The following is a 17515-nucleotide window of genomic DNA, read 5'->3' as shown; positions in this document are numbered from 1 at the left end:
AATCTATTTACCAACTTGAGCCACTTTGGGAGCATTCACCGAAGAAGATCCTCCAGAAACTGGCTTTTCTTGAGGCGCAGCGTATGCCACCAGGTCAAATGCCGTTTGCGAGACAATTCGTCCTTGTTCAATCTTCGGCGATCCCATCTTAAGACCCGATACGGTAACAATCCGCGGAAGTCGATTGATCCGATCGAAAAACAGGGCAGCCGTGTGATACGCCCCAGCTACTTCCACACTGACCGGCATCTTAATGAAAAGCTTCGACGCATCTTCAGTCTGGGCGCCTGGCTTCCATAGTCTGATATCAAGTCCCAATCGTACGCCGAGGTCAGACACCTGCTTCAGCAGCATGATCGCTTCTTCTTCCGGAGGGAGACGCTCCTTTTTCTTTGCTAATTCAATCTCTAGCTGCTTATTGGCGGCAACCAATTCATCGAGATGTTTCACTTTAATCGTAAGTGTTTGAATTTCACTCTCCAGCTTGCTGTTTTCAGCGTCGAGCGCCGTGATCGTTGCAGACTTCGGTTCTGCAATGTAGAAATAGAAACCTGCAATCATGCCACCTATGAGCAGGAATAAGAGCGCAGCCTTTTGCGAGGCTGGCACATTGCGAAGCGCATCAAGATTGAGCTGTGGCAAAGCCATCATGATCCCTTCAGACGAAAGGCCAAACGAAATTGGTACACATTAATCTTGTTTTCAACCGCAGCCTTGCTCTCCTGCAGATTGATGCCAGTGAAATAATCCGTCCGTCGCAAGTTATTCACGAATTCCACCACGTCGTCGTTTGTTAAGGCCTTCCCTTCTAACTCCACGGTATCGGATGCCACACCCAGCCTTGTGAGCCATACCTTGAGGGGCTCTAAACTCTGACTCACGTGGTCGAGAACCTTGACCGGACCCATTCTGGATTGCTCAAGCTGATCGATAATCCGGTTCTTGTCCTCAAGAAGCTTTTTCCGTTGCTCAAAGTCCTGCACCTGCTTAACCTGCTCCTTCAGCTGAGCAACTTGCTTCTCTTTCGCTTGCTTTTCCTCCTGCCGAGCTTCAAGCTCGGTGTCCAACGAGGTCGAATACCACCAACACCCAGCCAGCGTGACCAGGATTAGTCCAACCCCGAGCAGAGCCTGTGCGCGCACGTCATACTGAGGTTTGGTCGGCCTTCCTTTGGGCCCACCCGGAAGGAGGTTAATCCGAATCATCGATCCCCCACCGCTCTTAAGGCCAGTCCGACACTGACGGCGGCCGATGGAGCCAAATCTGCGAGTAGGTTAGGGTCCATATCACAGCCAGTCACATCGATTTCAGCGAATGGATCAGCCATTTCGACAGGCAATTGCATCCTATCCCCGAGCTGCTGAATCAGCCCTTTTGCCCTAGCCACACCTCCACAGACGAGAACACGACTGATCTCAGCGTTGGTGGTCGATGTCTTGAAGTAGTCCACCGTCCGAGCGATCTCGGACGCTACTTCCGCATTCACGCTGTCCATGACACTGGTGAACGACCCTCCGCTAGAGTCACCCACATGATCAGCTTTCTTACCCTCTTCAGCCTCTTCAAATGAGAGCCCTATCTCACGCTGAATCGCCTCAGTATACCTATTTCCACCTAATGGTATATCACGCGTAAATAACGACGACCCCGCACGGATGATGTTCACGTTCATCACGCTCGCGCCGAGATTCACCAACGCCGTTGTTTCTTCCTGTGCCATCGGATAATTAATCGCATGCATATTTTCAACCGCAAACGCATCGACATCCATGACCATTGGGACAAGTCCGGCAGCCTTGACCAACTCGGTCAGCTCATTAATCTTGTCTTTCTTCGCGGCAACAAGAATCACCGACATATCCCCTTGCTGATCCTCTGATGCATCCATAGACAAAACATGAAAGTCGATATTCACTTCGTTGATATCGAAGGGAATGTACTGCTCCGCTGCCAATTTCACCTGCCCCTCCAACTCTTCATCCGGCATCGGAGGCAGGCTGATCTTCTTCACAATCACGGCGTGCCCAGAGATCGAGATGGCGACATGCTTGTTCTTGATGTTGGCTTCCGCAAACAATTCTTGAATCGCCGAGATGACACGTCCTTCATCCATGACCGTTCCATCGACAATCACTTCCGGTTCAAGAGGTTTCACGCCGAACTTTTGGAGAATGTACCGCCCCTTACTTTCCTTGAGCTGAGCAATTTTAATCACACTAGATCCGATATCTAGGCCCACTAACTGCCGTCGAGGGGTCAGCATCCCAACAATGTCGGTTTCGAAGAGCTTTTTGAATGAAGTCAACATGCAATACCTGCCACCTTACACCACAGCCTTTCTGGCGCGAATAACTTTCTCGATTTCATCCACATTCTTTCTCGTATACAGTCGCCAGTTTCTCCAATCTCGAGCGGGTTCGGTAATGACACCCTCTCGCTCCCAGCGAAAGAGGGTCGCCTTGGAAATATCAAATAAGCCACACACTTGATAGGCCTTAAACCCCACTGCACTTGATGTATATTTAGGCTTCGTCACTTCAGTATTTATACCTGTTCGGATACCTTGCATTATTCACAAGGCTAAGTATAGTCAATATGCTCTACCTGTCAAGGAAGCGTTAAGAAAGCGAGAGTAATGGCAGGAAAACGGTGGCTACTATTCCATCAATCGGCTACGATTTGTCGATATCTCGGTGCTTGAGGCCAACCTCGTACCCTAGGGCGGCAAGGCTTTCTCGAAGACGCCCGGCAACCGCGACCGAGCGATGACGCCCGCCGGTACATCCAATACCGATAGTCAGATAACTACGCCGCTCTCGTTGGAATAACGGCAAGAGAAACTTTAGAAAACCTTCGAGATGCTGCAAAAGTGATATGGCATCAGAGTCTGTGAGCACGAAGGTCCGGACCAGCGGATTGTCTCCAGAAAGAGGCTTGAGTTCAGGCACGAAAAATGGGTTCCTGAGAAATCGCACATCAAACAACAAATCGATATCGTACGGCACCCCAAATTTATATCCAAAGGTGATGAGTGAGATTGTCAGTCGTCGATCCGATGACTCCCGTTGAAATTGCTTTGCAAGCAACTCACCAAGCTCATGGACCGTCAGATCGGACGTATCGATAATTCGATCAGCCTGGCATCGGAGTTCAGCTACACGCTCCTTTTCGAATCGGATTCCATCCAAGACGGGAAGATGTGGCAAAAGTGGGTGTGGGCGCCTGGACTCTGAAAAGCGCCTGGTCAATACTTCTTCCCGAGCCTCAAGAAAAAGCACCTGAATAGCATGGCCAAGCGCTTTCACTCTCTCCAGGATATCAACGAAATCCGAAAAGAACGCACGCTCTCGAATATCAATCCCAAGGGCAACGTTAGCAATTTCACTTTGCTGCTGGTTGCAGAGATCGACAAAAGTTGGGAGCAACGCTGGAGGAAGGTTATCGATGCAGAAATATCCAGCATCCTCAAATGCTTTGAGGGCATAGGTTTTACCAGAGCCCGACAACCCACTAATAATGACTAGATTCAGTCGGGCCATGGGATCGCATATTGTCTCGGTTGATATAGCTGAGATATTCCCATTTGGGATTCGGCTGCCAGCCTCACGCGTGACTCAATAACGTGGAACGCTCTGAGCCGGTCAGACGCATGGCGTGCGCCAAAGAACGACCACATAATTTCACAAGAGACTCGCGTAGAAAATGCGATCACACCCTCTTCGGTTGAGCCGGCTTATGATTAACAAGGCGGTCTTTCCATTTTCGAAACTGCGCATCTACACGGTCAACTAGGGCATCGATGGTGGCATACATCTCAGGCGTTGCTGTCTTGGCTTGCACTCGTTTGCCACTGACCGCACCAATCACTTCGGCCTTATGCTGAAGCTTCTCGACTCCCAATACTACTTGCAGCGATCCGACCTTCAGCCCGTATCGATCAAGGCGACCGAATCGGGTTTCCACATAGCTTCTAAGCGCTGGCGTAATGTCCATGTGACGCCCCGTAATTCTCAGCTTCATGCCCACCTCCAATTGTGATCAAGCTGGATGCGAAGCAACGGATATCAAAAAAATCGCTTACGTTGACTGGCGGACGAAATATTCAACTCGGCTCGATATTTTGCCACAGTCCTCCGCGCAATAATCACTCCCTGTTTGCGAAGCCGGGCTGCAATTTCCTCATCTTTCAAAGGACATTTTGCATCCTCTTCAGCCACCATGGTCTTGATCATATCCCTGACGGAAACGGAGGAATGCATCCCTGATGGCGCATCAACATGTTGCAGCCCGGCGTTGAAGAAAAACTTGAGTTCCAACATGCCCTGCGGGCAATACATATATTTATTCGCCGTCACACGGCTAATCGTAGATTCATGCATCCCAATATCCTCGGCCACCTGTTTGAGAACCAAGGGCTTGAGATATTGGACGCCATGGTCGAAAAATTGCTCCTGGAACTTGACGATACTAGAAACCACTTTCACGATGGTCCGATTGCGCTGCTCAATGCTTCGAATAATCCACTGAGCGGCCCTCAACTTTTCATCCATATATGCTTTGGTTTCAGATGTTCCGCTCTGTCCAGAAGAAATAAGCTGTTTGTAATACGGACTGATTCTCATGCGTGGAAGCCCATCGTCGTTCAACAGAACAACCCACTCCCCCTCATTCTTCACCACAAACACATCAGGCACAATAACGTAGTTCTGGGTATTGGAAAACGGCCTCCCTGGTTTTGGCTCAAGTTCTCCAATGACTTTCGTCGCTTGAAAGACCTCTTCGACCGTAACGCTCAAAGCCTTCGCGACCTTGCCATACTGTTTTTTTTCTAAGTCTTTTAAATGGTGCAACACGATATTCTCGATAACTGACCCTTTCAATGCACCAGGTGGCGACCCAAGTGATCCAAACAGCTTCCGACCTAGATGCCCGAGTTGTAGCAGCAGGCATTCGGGAAGATCCCTCGCACCAACTCCGGTCGGATCGAACGTTTGAATGTCTTTGAGCACAGATTCGACTTCGGACTCGGCAAAATCAGTCCCGGCCACAACCTCAGCCAAAGAAATGCGAAGATAGCCATCGTCATCCAAATTGCCGATGATCAATCGACCAAGTTCTTTTTCTCGATCACTGAGCCCGGACAAGGACAATTGCCAGAGGAGATGCTCCTCGAGAGACGTCGCTTTTGCCACCGTTTGCTCATACGAAGGAAACTCATCTTGTGCCGAGGAATATTCGGACGCGCCGCTCCGCTGATCTCTGCCGAAATACTCTTCCCACCCGGAAGCGGAAAACTCCTCCGGTGACCCTTGTTCTGCGCGTGTCTCAACTGCTGGGTCAGACCGATCCTGCCCTTCCAATGCAGCGGGATTTTCGACCTTTTCCTCATTGACCAAGGACTCGCCTTCCTCGGTATCGGACTGCATCTCATCGAGTAAAGGGTTTTCCAGGAGATGTTGCGTGAGGCTCTGCTGCAGTTCCAGTCGAGACAGCTGCAGCAGCTTAATCGCTTGCTGCAGCTGCGGCGTCATGATGAGTCTTTGCGAGAGCTGTGGAACCAGACGGAGTTTCATCAATACCCCTACTACTCTTCTACAACTTGAACTGTTCCCCAAGATAAACGGCCCGAGCCGTTGGACTCTGCACAATAGCTTCAGGAGACCCCGCCTCTAAGATCAATCCTTCATTGATAATGTAGGCACGATCGACGATTGAAAGCGTTTCCTGTACATTGTGATCGGTAATCAATATACCGATCCCTTTCTCTTTCAAGCGCGTAATGATCTGCTGAATATCCGCAACAGCGATTGGATCGATCCCAGCAAACGGTTCATCTAACAGCATGAAGGACGGTGTAGCTGCCAGCGCACGTGTGATTTCCAAGCGCCGACGCTCTCCTCCTGAGAGGGCATAGGCCATACTCTTTCGTATATGGATAAGATCTAGCTCCTTGAGCAAGGCATCCACCCGCTGACTTCGCTCTTTACGAGCATACCCTAGCATTTCAAGAATCGCCAAGACATTATGTTCAACCGAGAGTCGTCGAAACACAGACGATTCCTGAGGAAGGTAACCGATTCCCCGCCGTGCGCGTTTATACATAGGCAAGTTGGTTACGGATTCTCCGATGAAGGTGATCTCCCCTTCATCCGGCTGACACAGTCCGACCATCATGTCGAAGATTGTGGTCTTACCTGCTCCATTCGGACCCAGAAGCCCGACCACCTCACCGGCATAGACTTCGACTGCGACGCCCTTGACGACTTTGCGTCCACGGAAACTTTTCACCAATCCCGTGGCGCGTAGACAATGCCCCCGCTGCACCGCAATCGAGTCGACGAGAGCCTCAGACTCTGCATGAACACTCTGGGTCATGGTTGACTCGGCCCCTCATCTTCAATGCGAACATGTGAACCACCTTCCACCACGCTCCGCTCTTCCGCCATGAAAATCGTAATTTGCTTGCCGCTGACACGGGTGCCCCGTTCCCAAGCTATGGGATCGCCCGTCAACACGATCTTCTCCCTGTCAACGAAATACACGGCTTTTTGACAGGTCGCGTTACCGTTCTCGTACTTAATCTTGACACGATGAGCATCGCCGGTCGCTTCGATACGTTGGACGGAACGATTCGACATCGGCGACACGGCGCTGTGCTCCTTTTGAGCCGATGAATTCTGACCGGATTCATGACGGTCCGTGCCACCTCCCAAGGGCAGCGAGGAATCGTGATTTCGTGGAGTAAACAACACAACCATTTTGTCAGAATGAACGATAAGTGATCCGCGGGTCAGCACAACCGTCTCTTCAAAAATAGCCTGGCTGTCTTGATTTCGGACTGTCATTTTCTTTGAGGTAATTGTGGTTGGGACACCGGGCGCCTCCACGCTCCTCTTCAGATTCACAGATTCCGCTGAAGGAGCTGCCCAGGTTGATCCGACGCCGAAGGCACTAAGAAGAAGGAGCCAGATCCACATGCACATCCTGTAAAACCTCAAATTCTTCTGATTCCATTCGCCCAATTAGCCCTTGCCCCCTCACCTCCAATCCATGCCCCACCATGCGGACAGGATCCTCGGTCCGAATTTCTCGTGCCTCGTCCGTCCAGACCAAATGGTTGGTATAAATCGTATACCCACTCCTCGTTTCCACAACAATGGGCGTTTGGCGATTTGCCAACTTGAAATTCTTGGTCCCCGTATCTAACGTTCCCTCTTCCCCGTGCACGGTCACCTCATCTCCTCCAGCGCCGTAGAAGGTGAGGGCAACGTCACGCAGCACGGCACGCTTATCTTGCTCAAATAATCGAGCCTGTTTCGCCTGCACCTGCCACTGGACTACATTCCCTTTCGATTGGGTAAAGATAAACTCCAAGATCTTGGCATCTGCTTGTTCAATCGACTCTGGGGTGAGGGGACGGCTATTCTGTGCTGAGTCGGCATTTCTGAAGAGAAGATAACCGAGAAAGGTTGCTAACAACACACTCAAGGTGAGAAGGGCCCGCCTTGCTATAAGTTCCCACATGCTCTAAGAATTTCCCCGATATAGATTCATACCGATAGCTGGCATGATCGTAGCATGCATAATCTGTCAAGTAAACGTCCTCTGGGGAAGTGGAAACAAAAAGACTCCCATGTGTTGTCACATGGGAGTCTCCAGACGGACAGCTAAATGCTCGAGTTAAAAACTATGCTGAAGGTGCAGCATCAGTAGATGCAGGCGAGGCAGTGCCAGGTTTGGATTCTTTCTTGGTAGCTAATTCCTGACGAGAAACCAATTCGATGGCCACCATTTCAGCAGCGTCGCCAATGCGGCGACGAGTTTTAATGATCCTGGTGTACCCTCCTGGACGATCTTTGAATCGTGTCGCCACATCGCTAAACAGCTTAGACACAACGTCCTTGCTACGGATAAAGGCTAATGCTCGGCGCCGCGCGGGGAGCGTACCTTCCTTGCCAAGAGTGATCATGCGGTCGGTAAACCCTCGTATCTCCTTAGCCTTAGCTCCCGTGGTCTCGATACGCTCGTGGTCTAACAGCGAGGTCACTAAGTTCCGAAACAACGCCCATCGATGTTTCGTCTGCCGTCCAAGTTGTCGTCCCTTTTTTCTATGTCGCACGATAGTCCTCTTGATTGGAAAGCATCATTCAGGTTTCGGACTTCCATTGTATGGGGAAGCCTCAACTTTTGTTCCTAACGAAAGCCCCATCTCAGAAAGAATTTCTTTAATCTCGTTGAGGGACTTTTTCCCAAAGTTCTTTGTCCTGAGCATCTCCCCTTCAGACTTTTGGACGAGATCAGCGATCGTTTTGATATTCGCGTTCTTCAGGCAATTGGCCGCGCGGACGGACAACTCCAGCTCATTCACGCCACGAGAGAGATTCTTGTTTACTTCCCGATGAGATTCCTCGTATCCCGCTTCACTCTTGCCTTCGCTTCGCTCTTCCGGATTGATGAAAATATCCAGATGTTCTCGCAAAATCCCAGCCCCTGTAGATAGGGCATCACGCGGGCTGATGGTACCGTCGGTCCAAATCTCCACTGTTAGTTTGTCATAGTCAGTCATACGACCGACCCGTGCATTCTCAACATGGAAATTGACTCGTCTGATAGGAGAGAAGATGGAATCGATGGCAATCACTCCGATCGGCAATCCCTCTTCCTTGTTACGTTCAGCCGGCATATACCCACGGCCATGTTTCACAGTCATCTCAATATCTAGGGTCGCATCCTTGTCCAGAGTGGCAATATGCAAATCTGGCGTCAGAATTGTCACGTCGCCATCGTGAAGAATATCTGCCCCCTTTGCTTCTCCAGGCCCCTTCTTTTTCAATCGTATCGTCTTTGGTTTATCCGTGTGGAGCGCCAGCCGCAAGCTTTTAATATTCAGAATAATTGCCGTAACATCTTCCGTCACACCTGCAATCGTCGAAAACTCGTGCACGACCCCTTCAATCTTCACGGTGGTCACCGCAGCTCCCGTGAGCGAGGACAGCAAAATGCGACGGAGGGCATTCCCGATCGTGGTGCCAAATCCCCGCTCAAATGCTTCCGTTGTGAACCGTCCAAATGTGGGAGAATGTGCATCCTTATCGACTTCCACCCGCATTGGGATCTGAAAGTCTTTCATCGCTTTAATCATGACCCACCCTCCATACCATCGAGTGACTAAGACATTGGCGGATAGCGCCGATGCCCAAAGACCGCACCGCAGACCGGCGGATTATCGTGAATACAATTCCACGACCATCTGTTCATTGACTGGCAATGCGATCTGTTCCTTGGCTGGCAAGGCGCGCACCGTTCCTTTAAATGCGCCTTTGTCAAGCTCTAGCCAATCAGGAATACCTCGACTATCAACCGATTCTAAGGCCGCTTGGAACGCGGCCATGTCTCGACTCCGTTCACGAATCTGGATCACATCTCCAGGCTTCACCAGCGCCCCAGCCACCGTGATCTTCTTCCCGTTGATCGTGAAATGACCATGACTCACCATCTGGCGAGCTTGCTTGCGCGAAGCACCGAACCCTAAGCGATACGCAACATTGTCCAGGCGGCACTCCAACAACCGCAATAGGGCATCGCCCGTGACGCCGGTCTGTCGTTCAGCGCGTTCAAAGACGCCACGGAATTGACATTCCTGAAGTCCATAGATACGACGAAGTTTCTGTTTTTCCCGCAACTGGAGACTATAGTCAGAGGTTCGCTGTCGCCCCTGCCCATGTTGACCAGGCGGATAACTCCTACGTTCGATCGCGCACTTTTCCGTCATACAGCGCGTGCCCTTGAGAAAAAGCTTCTCCCCTTCTCGCCGACACAACCGACAGACTGGACCACGATACTTTGCCACTGCTTCCTCCTCGCAATAGAACTTACTGACTCACTAGCAACAGGCCTTGCGGTCTCGCCCATGAACTCTGAGCATACATAGAGAAAATCACACTCGCCGCCGTTTGGGAGGTCGACACCCATTATGCGGAATTGGCGTGACATCGCGAATTAGATTAATTCGCAAACCCGCTCCTTGAAGGGAACGGATCGCTGATTCTCGACCAGAACCTGGCCCATTCACATAGACATCGATTTGCCGCATCCCACTTTCCATAGCTTTTCTCGCTGCAGCCTCTCCAGCACGCTGAGCAGCAAAGGGGGTGCTCTTCCGTGATCCTTTGAATCCTTGATTGCCGGCACTTGCCCAGACCAGCGTGTTTCCACTCATGTCGGTGATCGTCACAATCGTATTATTGAATGACGCCTGGACATGGGCCACGCCACTCTGAACAATCCGACGCTCTTTCTTTTTCCCTTTTTTGATGCTCATGCGAACTCCTCTGGCTGTTTCAGCAGACTAAGTGCTTGAGGCCCCTTTAGTCATCGTCGATCTCGGCTTGCTAGTGACGCCTGCGCGCCGTCCCTTACGTGTCCGAGCATTGGTCTTAGTTCGCTGTCCGCGGACAGGCAGGCCTTTACGATGACGCAACCCTCGATAGGTCCCCGCGTCAATCAGCCGCTTGATATTCAGCGACACTTCTTTGCGGAGGTCTCCTTCAACCCGGTAATCGCGCTCAATGATTTCACGTAACTTGACGATCTTATCTTCGCTCAGGTCATTAATCCTGACCGCGCCATCAATCCCCGCTTCATTGAGAATCTTCCGAGCCGATATACGTCCAATTCCATAGATGTAGCTCAGCCCGATATCCGTTCGTTTATTTCGTGGCAAATCGATGCCAGCAATACGTGCCATTCTGCCTCCCGATATAAGTACTGAGTACTAGAGCATCAACCACTTCACCGCTTGAGCCTGCCGTAGCAGCGCTACGATAACAGTGACTGTTCGAGACTCCCTATTATTTCTGCGGCTATCCCTGCCGCTGCTTATGACGTGGATTTATACATAAAATCCGCACCACCCCACAACGACGCACAACCTTGCATTTGGCACATATGGGCTTCACTGATGATTTGACCTTCATAACAATTCGCCACTCCCGTTACTTAAAGCGATAGGTAATTCGGCCCCGGGTCAAATCATATGGTGACATTTCCACCGTGACCTTATCGCCGGGGAGGATGCGGATAAAATGCATCCGCATTTTCCCTGAGATGTGAGCCAGTATGACATGGCCATTATCCAGCCTGACCCGAAACATGGCGTTAGGAAGCGTTTCTGCTACCGAGCCCTGGACTTCAATAATATCTTCTTTTGCCACGTCCTTCTATATTCTTTCCTGTGTAACCTAACCTAGGTCTTCTCCGATTGACTTAAAACGCGAGGCGCCCCGTTTGGCTGGATAGCGATCGTATGTTCAAAGTGGGCAGACAGACTCCCATCTACCGTGACCGCGGTCCATCTATCATCAAGAACACGAACGGCACTCCGACCCATATTCACCATTGGTTCGATCGCCAGGACCATACCAGGTTGCAATCGAGGCCCCTGACCAGACTTCCCATAGTTGGGAACTTGAGGCTCTTCATGCAGCTGCCGACCAATCCCATGCCCCACAAACTCCGTCACCACTGAGAAACCGGCAGACTCAACATGTTGCTGCACAGCATTCGAGATATCCGTCAGACGGTTGCCGACCACCGCCTGCTTGATCCCGAGATAGAGCGCCTCTTCCGTCACCTGAATCAACTTTGCCGTCGCCTCCGGAATCCTGCCAACCGCTACTGTGACCGCGGAATCCCCATAGAATCCACCCACAATAGCACCAAGATCAAGCCCGATGATATCCCCCTCCTTGAGCTTTCTCTTCGAAGGGATACCGTGAACGACCTGCTCGTTCACAGATGCACAGAGGGTTTTTGGAAAGTTCCGGTAGCCTTTAAACGCCGGAATCGCCCCCCTCACCCGTATTGCCTCTTCGGCAATGCGGTCCAGCTCTTCCGTGCTGATACCGGAACAGACCGCTTTCCTCACAATCGCTAGCGCCTCGGCTACCACCCTTGACGCCTCTGCCATCACCGTGATCTCGGCTGGCGTTTTCAGAATGATCATGCGGTCTGAGGTGTCGCGAGTACTTTGACGAGGTTGTGGTATACCGTGCCAACCGCCTCAGCACCATTAAGATGCGACAATACCTGCCGCTTCTCATAAAAGTCTATTAATGGCGCTGTCTGCTCTTCGTACACACGGAGGCGCATCTCAATCGCTTCCCGCTGATCATCACTTCGCTGAATCAACGCTTCTTCGCATCGCTCACAGAGGTCGCCGTTCTTTGATGGGGCAAACTCAAGGTGATATGTCGCCTGGCACTTTGGACAGCTCCGACGCCCACTCAGGCGCTTCACAACTTCTTCTCGGGAAACCCTAAAGTTAATCACTCGATCCAGCGGAAGACTCCGGTCAACGAGCACCTTCCCAAGCGCGTCTGCCTGAGGAACCGTCCGTGGAAACCCATCGAGAATGAAACCATTTGCGCATGCAGGATCTGCCAACCTCTCCAGCACCAGCCCTATGACAACCGAATCAGGGACCAATCTTCCCTGATCCATATGTTCTTTCGCTTCACAACCAAGAGTTGACTGAACCCGAACCGCCTCTCGAAGCAATTCCCCAGTCGAAATCTTTTGTATACGATAGTGAACCGAGACCTTATCCGCTTGTGTGCCTTTCCCAACACCCGGAGCACCGAGAAATACAAGCCGCATGATTTTAGCCGTTTCTCCCGCGCAACGGTGCCATCCCCTTACCCAAGAACCCGTCATAATTCCGCATCAACATATGGGATTCAATTTGCTGGGCCGTATCCAGTCCCACGCCAATAACAATCAACAGGGAGGTGCCACCAAAGTAAAATGGAACATTCAGCTTGTAAATCAACAATTCAGGAATCACGCAGACAATGGCCAAATAGATGGCACCAGCAAATGTAATCTTAGTTAAGACATTGTAGATGTAATCTGAGGTTCGTTGCCCAGGTCGAATGCCAGGAATAAACCCTCCGTACTTTTTCATGTTGTCGGCCATATCAACGGGGTTCAGAACGACCGCCGTGTAGAAGAAACAGAAAAAGAGAATTAAGCCCACATACATCAATGTGTACAGCAGCGAGCCAGGAGCCAGCTGATCACCGATTGATTTCACCCAAGGGGTTTCGAAAAATCCGGCAATGGTTGCAGGAAACGCGATGATCGAGGAGGCAAATATCGGAGGGATAACGCCAGCCGTATTAATCTTCAAAGGAATGTGCGTACTCTGTCCTCCATAGACTCGTCTCCCAATCACCCTCTTTGCATACTGCACGGAAATTTTCCGCCGCCCACTTTCTAGGAAAACAATCGCGGCCACAACGCCAATCATTAAGAGCGCCAAGGCAATCAATAAGAACGCATTGAGCTGCCCGATTTCATATAAATTATAGGTCTGCGCCACGGCCGAAGGAAGCCTGGCTACAATACCAGCAAAAATAATTAACGAGATGCCATTGCCAATTCCTCGCTCGGTGATCTGTTCACCGAGCCACATCAAGAAACCCGTGCCAGCCGTCAGTGTAATGACCGTCATCAGACGGAATCCCCATCCGGCGTGCAACACGAAGGCGCCCTGATTCATTTGTTCTAATCCAACCGCAATCCCAAACCCCTGAATCAGAGCGATACCGATCGTCCCGAACCGGGTATACTGAATAATTTTCTTGCGGCCACGCTCCCCCTCCTTGGCTAATTTGGTCAAATGAGGGACGACGACCGTCAGTAACTGAAGGATGATCGATGCGCTGATGTATGGCATAATGCCAAGCGCAAAGATCGTCAGCCGGGACAGAGATCCGCCTGAAAAAATATCGAGGAACCCAAGCAAGGCCCCCCCTTGTTTCTGCAAAAACTCGGAAAGGGCTTCTCCATTGATGCCAGGAGTCGGGATGTGAGACCCAACTCGGTACACCACGAGCATTCCAAGCGTAAAAAGAACACGAGTACGCAGCTCGGGGATCTTAAAGATATTCTGAAAGCTTGTCAGGAGCCGTTCAAGCACCGCCGATGACCTCGACTCGCCCTCCGGCTGCTTGGATTTTTGATTCAGCCGATTTACTGAACTTATGTGCCTGAACAACGAGTGCTCTCTTTAATTCACCGTTGCCAAGAATTTTAATTGGAAGTTTCTTTCGCTTCACCAATCCAGCATCAACCATGGCTTGCGGAGTGACGGTCTCATTTCCAACCCATTGTTCAAAACTCTTAACGTTGACGATGGAATATTCTGTCCTGGATGGGTTGGTAAATCCGAACTTTGGTAGCCGTCGTACCAACGGCATCTGTCCACCCTCAAACCCTGGGCGTTTACCACCACCAGATCGAGCCAGAAGTCCCTTATGCCCCTTGGTAGCCGTCTTCCCGTGACCAGACCCAGGTCCGCGTCCGATACGCTTCCTTCGCTTCTTTGCCCCTTTTGCTGGAGCTAAATCATGAAGTTTCATGGCTTTCCAACCTCAAGCAGGTAGCCTACTTTTTGAATTAGTCCTCGCACCTGAGGCGTGTCTGGATGGACAACTGTCTGTCGAATATGTCGAAGACCGAGGCCACGCAATACAAGGCGATGCCGCTCAGGCGTCCCAATGGGACTCCGTCGTAACGTCACGCGCACGCTTTGAGCAGCATGCTCTGAAGTTTTAGGCGTCTTAGATGAGCTCATTACACCGCAGCCCTTTCTCGACCATCCGGAAGTACTTGTCGACGGAAGCGAAGAACATCGTCCAAATTCCGCAATTGAGTGAGCCCGTCGAGGGTAGCACGAACGGTATTGAATGGGTTTCCACGGCCCAATGTTTTCGCGATGACATTATGCGCACCGACCAGCTCCACGACAGCACGAACCGCCCCCCCGGCGATGATTCCAGTACCGTCGACGGCGGGCTTCAGCAGCACATGCTCTCCGCCAAACAAACCATGCACCTCATGGGGAATAGTTGCGCCCTTCAGTGAAACATGAACAAGGTGTTTCTTGGCTTGTTCGACAGCTTTTGAAATTGCAACCGGGACTTCAGCAGCTTTTCCCTTACCGATCCCTATCCACCCATGACCGTCGCCGACAACAACGAGTGCACAAAAGTTGAAACGCTTTCCACCTTTCACGACTTTTGCCACACGATTGATAAATACAACTTTATCTTTCAGGCTCAATTCATCGGGATTGACTCGCACGCTCTTACCCCTCAGTCCTAAGTTCAGTAACAGTTCGCTAGAAAATCAAACGCATTTCTTGCTCGCCTCGTATCCCGCCTCAGCCTAAAATTGCAAGCCCCCTTCACGCGATGCATCTGCAAGTGCCTTAATTCTACCGTGATACATCCGCCCCCCTCGATCAAAAACTACGGTAGTTACCTTTGCAGCCTTGGCCCGATCAGCGATCAGTTTCCCCACTGCCTTAGCCGCCTCAATGCCACCAGTCGATTTCATGGACTTGCGTAGCGATTTATCGAGCGATGAGGCAGCCGCCAGAGTAGCACCTTGAATATCATCAATGATCTGGGCATAAATGTGGGCCGCGCTTCGAAATACATTCAGACGCGGCCGGCTGGTCGTTCCCATAATCACACGTCTCACTCGACGGCGTCGTTGATTAAGTTGTCGAACTTTGTCTGCAGCATTCATGGCTAATTCCTATTTCCCCGTCTTGCCTTCTTTTTTACGCAATGTCTCGCCCGCGTAGCGAATACCCTTTTGCTTATAGACATCCGGTGGCTTAATAGCTCGAAGATCAGCTGCCACCTGTCCTACTAACCGCTTATCAACTCCTTTGACGTTAATGAGCGTCTGCTTGTCCACTTTGACATCGATGCCCGCTGGCACCTCATAGATCACTGGATTGATATACCCCACGTTGAAGCTAAGTGTCCGCCCCTGAACTTGAGTCTTATAGCCTACTCCAGTAATCTCAAGCGAGCGTTCGTATCCTTTTGTTACACCCTGAACCATATTGCTCAATTCTGCACGAGTCAGCCCATGCAAGGCTCTCAGCTTACGATCGTCACTCGCACGGCCGACAACGACTTGGCCATTACTAACTGCAACGTCAACTCCCTGCTCGAGAGACCAATCCAGTTTGCCCAGTGGGCCTTTAACTGACACAGTTGATCCAGCAACTTTAACTTCTACTCCACCCGGAATTGCAATCGGTTTTTTTCCAATGCGGGACATGATCTGTTACACCCCTCGCTCGAGATCGAAATAACTCATCCGCCCTACCATACAGAACAGAGAAGCTCACCGCCAAGACGATTCTTACGGGATTCCTGGTCTGTCATGATTCCTTTAGACGTAGAAATAATGGACACACCAATCCCATTGCGAACTTTCTTAATTTCCTGACTACCAATATACACCCGTCGTCCTGGCTTACTGACGCGCTCCAGCCCAGTGATCATAGGCTGCCCCTCACCGACATATCGAAGATGTACGGTAAGAATGGGATGCCCCTCATGAGCTCCATCCTCGATGCCGTCAACATAACCTTCTCTCATCAAAATCGTCAAAATAGCACGCTTCAACTTTGAAGTTGGAACTGTGACAGTCTCATGACGACGCTGAGCGCCATTCTTTAAGCGAACCAGAAGATCGCCGATTGGATCGGTAACCATGCTATATCTTTCTATCCTCCATTGGCGGTCACCGGTGTGAGAACACCCGTTACCAGCTAGATTTTCGCACGCCAGGAATCTCTCCGCGCAGAGACATTAGTCGAAAGCAAATACGGCACATTTGAAACCGACGGAGATATCCGTGAACTCGACCACACACTCCACACCGATGGTAGTTACGCGTGGAGAACTTCTGCTGCGTTGCTGCCTTATTTCTCAGCGCTAATCTCGACACACGCACTCCTTCCGTTCAAACAAACACCATTGACCCACGTCGTGCTCACGTACGGAACGGCATACCCAGGTGCTTCAGAAGCGCCTTCCCCTCGTCGTTCGTCCTGGCCGTAGTGACAACCGTAATATCCATCCCATGAATCGAGGCAACTTCATCGTACTTAATTTCAGGGAAAATGAGTTGTTCTTTTACACCAAGCGTGTAATTCCCTCGACCATCAAAAGCCTTTGGAGAAACGCCACGGAAGTCCCGGATACGAGGAAGCGCCAACGTTACCAGACGATCAAAAAACTCATACATCCGCCGGCTACGAAGAGTCACTTTAGTTCCGATGGGCAACCCCTGCCGAAGCTTGAACCCGGCGATGGCTTTCTTAGCTCGAGTGACAACCGGCTTTTGACCGGTGATCATCCCCAGCTCAGCTACCGCACCTTCCAAGAGTTTCACATTCTGAATCGCCTCACCCATTCCCACGTTCAACACCACACGCTCAAGCCGTGGAACCTGCATCACGTTTTTATATCCAAACTCCTTCATGAGTGCGGGGACCACCTTCTGGTCATATATATCACGAAGACGTGGTCGAAACTTGGACTCCTCGCCACCTTGGTCCAATGGCGCGGGCGCGATCGATTCCTTCTTTGATGATTTACGCTCGGACGGTTTACTAGATTTGTTTTTAGGTTCCTTAGTCATC

General features: G+C 50.9%; 28 protein-coding genes. All 28 read right to left on the bottom strand.

The genetic code is table 11. The features are described 5' to 3' along the window. Positions 1-3 precede the first annotated feature (3 nt). The 28 genes from E8D52_14665 to rplE all read right to left on the bottom strand — a co-directional run bounded on the left by E8D52_14665 (position 4) and on the right by rplE (position 17514). Positions 4-651: a hypothetical protein gene (locus tag E8D52_14665; GenBank protein TKB66919.1), complete on the bottom strand. Its 648-nt coding sequence runs from the start codon at positions 649-651 to the stop codon at positions 4-6. Beyond that, on the bottom strand, positions 648-1205 hold the full coding sequence (locus tag E8D52_14660) for a hypothetical protein (protein TKB66918.1): 558 nt from the start codon (positions 1203-1205) through the stop codon (positions 648-650). Before E8D52_14660 ends, E8D52_14665 begins: the two co-directional genes overlap by 4 nt. Beyond that, positions 1202-2308 (bottom strand): type IV pilus assembly protein PilM, encoded by a 1107-nt coding sequence (gene pilM, locus E8D52_14655; protein TKB66917.1) that lies wholly within the window; start codon positions 2306-2308, stop codon positions 1202-1204. The genes E8D52_14660 and pilM overlap by 4 nt, the downstream gene beginning before the upstream one ends. A 15-nt stretch (positions 2309-2323) precedes the next feature. Continuing rightward, positions 2324-2569, bottom strand: coding sequence for a MerR family transcriptional regulator (locus E8D52_14650; protein TKB66916.1), 246 nt, complete (start codon positions 2567-2569; stop codon positions 2324-2326). Positions 2570-2672: 103 nt separating this feature from the next. Then, entirely contained in the window at positions 2673-3539 is an 867-nt protein-coding gene (gene rapZ / locus E8D52_14645; GenBank protein ID TKB66915.1) for an RNase adapter RapZ, read from the bottom strand. A 169-nt stretch (positions 3540-3708) separates the two neighbouring features. Continuing rightward, positions 3709-4020 (bottom strand): ribosome-associated translation inhibitor RaiA, encoded by a 312-nt coding sequence (gene raiA / locus E8D52_14640; GenBank protein TKB66914.1) that lies wholly within the window; start codon positions 4018-4020, stop codon positions 3709-3711. 44 nt (positions 4021-4064) lie between these two features. After that, entirely contained in the window at positions 4065-5573 is a 1509-nt protein-coding gene (gene rpoN / locus E8D52_14635; protein TKB66913.1) for an RNA polymerase factor sigma-54, read from the bottom strand. Between the two features lie 19 nt (positions 5574-5592). Further along, the gene (gene lptB / locus E8D52_14630; GenBank protein TKB66912.1) at positions 5593-6375 is read right to left on the bottom strand and encodes an LPS export ABC transporter ATP-binding protein; all 783 of its coding nucleotides are present in this window, start codon (positions 6373-6375) and stop codon (positions 5593-5595) included. Continuing rightward, complete coding sequence (locus E8D52_14625; GenBank protein TKB66911.1) at positions 6372-6983, bottom strand: hypothetical protein; 612 nt, start codon at positions 6981-6983, stop codon at positions 6372-6374. The genes lptB and E8D52_14625 overlap by 4 nt, the downstream gene beginning before the upstream one ends. Continuing rightward, the gene (lptC, locus tag E8D52_14620; GenBank protein TKB66910.1) at positions 6952-7524 is read right to left on the bottom strand and encodes an LPS export ABC transporter periplasmic protein LptC; all 573 of its coding nucleotides are present in this window, start codon (positions 7522-7524) and stop codon (positions 6952-6954) included. Before lptC ends, E8D52_14625 begins: the two co-directional genes overlap by 32 nt. A 163-nt stretch (positions 7525-7687) precedes the next feature. After that, a complete protein-coding gene (locus E8D52_14615; protein TKB66909.1) occupies positions 7688-8119 on the bottom strand; it encodes a 50S ribosomal protein L17 in 432 nt (143 codons plus the stop codon). A 24-nt stretch (positions 8120-8143) separates the two neighbouring features. Then, the gene (locus tag E8D52_14610; GenBank protein ID TKB66908.1) at positions 8144-9142 is read right to left on the bottom strand and encodes a DNA-directed RNA polymerase subunit alpha; all 999 of its coding nucleotides are present in this window, start codon (positions 9140-9142) and stop codon (positions 8144-8146) included. 81 nt (positions 9143-9223) lie between these two features. Beyond that, positions 9224-9850, bottom strand: a complete 627-nt coding sequence (rpsD, locus tag E8D52_14605; protein TKB66907.1) for a 30S ribosomal protein S4 — start codon at positions 9848-9850, stop codon at positions 9224-9226. Positions 9851-9937: 87 nt separating this feature from the next. After that, the gene (gene rpsK / locus E8D52_14600; protein TKB66906.1) at positions 9938-10321 is read right to left on the bottom strand and encodes a 30S ribosomal protein S11; all 384 of its coding nucleotides are present in this window, start codon (positions 10319-10321) and stop codon (positions 9938-9940) included. Between the two features lie 27 nt (positions 10322-10348). Next, positions 10349-10747, bottom strand: a complete 399-nt coding sequence (gene rpsM / locus E8D52_14595) for a 30S ribosomal protein S13 (protein ID TKB66905.1) — start codon at positions 10745-10747, stop codon at positions 10349-10351. A gap of 115 nt (positions 10748-10862) precedes the next feature. Beyond that, complete coding sequence (rpmJ, locus tag E8D52_14590; GenBank protein TKB66904.1) at positions 10863-10976, bottom strand: 50S ribosomal protein L36; 114 nt, start codon at positions 10974-10976, stop codon at positions 10863-10865. An 18-nt stretch (positions 10977-10994) separates the two neighbouring features. Then, positions 10995-11213 (bottom strand): translation initiation factor IF-1, encoded by a 219-nt coding sequence (gene infA, locus E8D52_14585; protein ID TKB66903.1) that lies wholly within the window; start codon positions 11211-11213, stop codon positions 10995-10997. Positions 11214-11245: 32 nt separating this feature from the next. Further along, positions 11246-12004: a type I methionyl aminopeptidase gene (gene map, locus E8D52_14580; GenBank protein ID TKB66902.1), complete on the bottom strand. Its 759-nt coding sequence runs from the start codon at positions 12002-12004 to the stop codon at positions 11246-11248. Beyond that, on the bottom strand, positions 12001-12657 hold the full coding sequence (locus tag E8D52_14575; protein TKB66901.1) for an adenylate kinase: 657 nt from the start codon (positions 12655-12657) through the stop codon (positions 12001-12003). Before E8D52_14575 ends, map begins: the two co-directional genes overlap by 4 nt. Positions 12658-12661: 4 nt before the next feature. After that, positions 12662-13981: a preprotein translocase subunit SecY gene (gene secY, locus E8D52_14570; protein TKB66900.1), complete on the bottom strand. Its 1320-nt coding sequence runs from the start codon at positions 13979-13981 to the stop codon at positions 12662-12664. Continuing rightward, positions 13974-14423, bottom strand: a complete 450-nt coding sequence (locus tag E8D52_14565; protein ID TKB66899.1) for a 50S ribosomal protein L15 — start codon at positions 14421-14423, stop codon at positions 13974-13976. Before E8D52_14565 ends, secY begins: the two co-directional genes overlap by 8 nt. Then, on the bottom strand, positions 14420-14638 hold the full coding sequence (gene rpmD / locus E8D52_14560; GenBank protein TKB66898.1) for a 50S ribosomal protein L30: 219 nt from the start codon (positions 14636-14638) through the stop codon (positions 14420-14422). The genes E8D52_14565 and rpmD overlap by 4 nt, the downstream gene beginning before the upstream one ends. Beyond that, positions 14638-15147, bottom strand: a complete 510-nt coding sequence (locus E8D52_14555; GenBank protein TKB66897.1) for a 30S ribosomal protein S5 — start codon at positions 15145-15147, stop codon at positions 14638-14640. Before E8D52_14555 ends, rpmD begins: the two co-directional genes overlap by 1 nt. 84 nt (positions 15148-15231) lie before the next feature. Beyond that, positions 15232-15597 carry a 50S ribosomal protein L18 gene (locus E8D52_14550; protein TKB66896.1) on the bottom strand — a complete coding sequence of 122 codons (366 nt, stop codon included), beginning with the start codon at positions 15595-15597 and terminating at the stop codon, positions 15232-15234. Between the two features lie 9 nt (positions 15598-15606). After that, positions 15607-16143 carry a 50S ribosomal protein L6 gene (locus tag E8D52_14545; protein TKB66895.1) on the bottom strand — a complete coding sequence of 179 codons (537 nt, stop codon included), beginning with the start codon at positions 16141-16143 and terminating at the stop codon, positions 15607-15609. A gap of 44 nt (positions 16144-16187) precedes the next feature. Next, positions 16188-16583 (bottom strand): 30S ribosomal protein S8, encoded by a 396-nt coding sequence (rpsH, locus tag E8D52_14540; GenBank protein ID TKB66894.1) that lies wholly within the window; start codon positions 16581-16583, stop codon positions 16188-16190. 49 nt (positions 16584-16632) lie between these two features. Continuing rightward, positions 16633-16818 (bottom strand): type Z 30S ribosomal protein S14, encoded by a 186-nt coding sequence (locus E8D52_14535; protein TKB66893.1) that lies wholly within the window; start codon positions 16816-16818, stop codon positions 16633-16635. Between the two features lie 45 nt (positions 16819-16863). Then, positions 16864-17514: a 50S ribosomal protein L5 gene (gene rplE / locus E8D52_14530; GenBank protein ID TKB66892.1), complete on the bottom strand. Its 651-nt coding sequence runs from the start codon at positions 17512-17514 to the stop codon at positions 16864-16866. Between the last annotated feature and the right edge of the window lies 1 nt (position 17515).

This window comes from Nitrospira sp., assembly GCA_005116745.1.
Taxonomy (GTDB): Bacteria; Nitrospirota; Nitrospiria; order Nitrospirales; family Nitrospiraceae; genus Nitrospira_D.
The sequence above is the reverse complement of the archived record's forward strand: the minus strand, read 5'-3'. Positions and strand labels throughout refer to the sequence as shown.

Excerpts from the sequence above, each read along its gene's own strand:
- E8D52_14665 (TKB66919.1), bottom strand. The coding sequence starts at position 651 with ATGATGGCTTTGCCACAGCTCAATCTTGATGCGCTTCGCAATGTGCCA.
- E8D52_14660 (TKB66918.1), bottom strand. The coding sequence starts at position 1,205 with ATGATTCGGATTAACCTCCTTCCGGGTGGGCCCAAAGGAAGGCCGACC.
- pilM (TKB66917.1), bottom strand. The coding sequence starts at position 2,308 with ATGTTGACTTCATTCAAAAAGCTCTTCGAAACCGACATTGTTGGGATG.
- E8D52_14650 (TKB66916.1), bottom strand. The coding sequence starts at position 2,569 with ATGCAAGGTATCCGAACAGGTATAAATACTGAAGTGACGAAGCCTAAA.
- rapZ (TKB66915.1), bottom strand. The coding sequence starts at position 3,539 with ATGGCCCGACTGAATCTAGTCATTATTAGTGGGTTGTCGGGCTCTGGT.
- raiA (TKB66914.1), bottom strand. The coding sequence starts at position 4,020 with ATGAAGCTGAGAATTACGGGGCGTCACATGGACATTACGCCAGCGCTT.
- rpoN (TKB66913.1), bottom strand. The coding sequence starts at position 5,573 with ATGAAACTCCGTCTGGTTCCACAGCTCTCGCAAAGACTCATCATGACG.
- lptB (TKB66912.1), bottom strand. The coding sequence starts at position 6,375 with ATGACCCAGAGTGTTCATGCAGAGTCTGAGGCTCTCGTCGACTCGATT.
- E8D52_14625 (TKB66911.1), bottom strand. The coding sequence starts at position 6,983 with ATGTGCATGTGGATCTGGCTCCTTCTTCTTAGTGCCTTCGGCGTCGGA.
- lptC (TKB66910.1), bottom strand. The coding sequence starts at position 7,524 with ATGTGGGAACTTATAGCAAGGCGGGCCCTTCTCACCTTGAGTGTGTTG.
- E8D52_14610 (TKB66908.1), bottom strand. The coding sequence starts at position 9,142 with ATGATTAAAGCGATGAAAGACTTTCAGATCCCAATGCGGGTGGAAGTC.
- rpsK (TKB66906.1), bottom strand. The coding sequence starts at position 10,321 with ATGAGCATCAAAAAAGGGAAAAAGAAAGAGCGTCGGATTGTTCAGAGT.
- rpsM (TKB66905.1), bottom strand. The coding sequence starts at position 10,747 with ATGGCACGTATTGCTGGCATCGATTTGCCACGAAATAAACGAACGGAT.
- rpmJ (TKB66904.1), bottom strand. The coding sequence starts at position 10,976 with ATGAAGGTCAAATCATCAGTGAAGCCCATATGTGCCAAATGCAAGGTT.
- map (TKB66902.1), bottom strand. The coding sequence starts at position 12,004 with ATGATCATTCTGAAAACGCCAGCCGAGATCACGGTGATGGCAGAGGCG.
- E8D52_14575 (TKB66901.1), bottom strand. The coding sequence starts at position 12,657 with ATGCGGCTTGTATTTCTCGGTGCTCCGGGTGTTGGGAAAGGCACACAA.
- E8D52_14565 (TKB66899.1), bottom strand. The coding sequence starts at position 14,423 with ATGAAACTTCATGATTTAGCTCCAGCAAAAGGGGCAAAGAAGCGAAGG.
- rpmD (TKB66898.1), bottom strand. The coding sequence starts at position 14,638 with ATGAGCTCATCTAAGACGCCTAAAACTTCAGAGCATGCTGCTCAAAGC.
- E8D52_14550 (TKB66896.1), bottom strand. The coding sequence starts at position 15,597 with ATGAATGCTGCAGACAAAGTTCGACAACTTAATCAACGACGCCGTCGA.
- E8D52_14545 (TKB66895.1), bottom strand. The coding sequence starts at position 16,143 with ATGTCCCGCATTGGAAAAAAACCGATTGCAATTCCGGGTGGAGTAGAA.
- rpsH (TKB66894.1), bottom strand. The coding sequence starts at position 16,583 with ATGGTTACCGATCCAATCGGCGATCTTCTGGTTCGCTTAAAGAATGGC.
- rplE (TKB66892.1), bottom strand. The coding sequence starts at position 17,514 with ATGACTAAGGAACCTAAAAACAAATCTAGTAAACCGTCCGAGCGTAAA.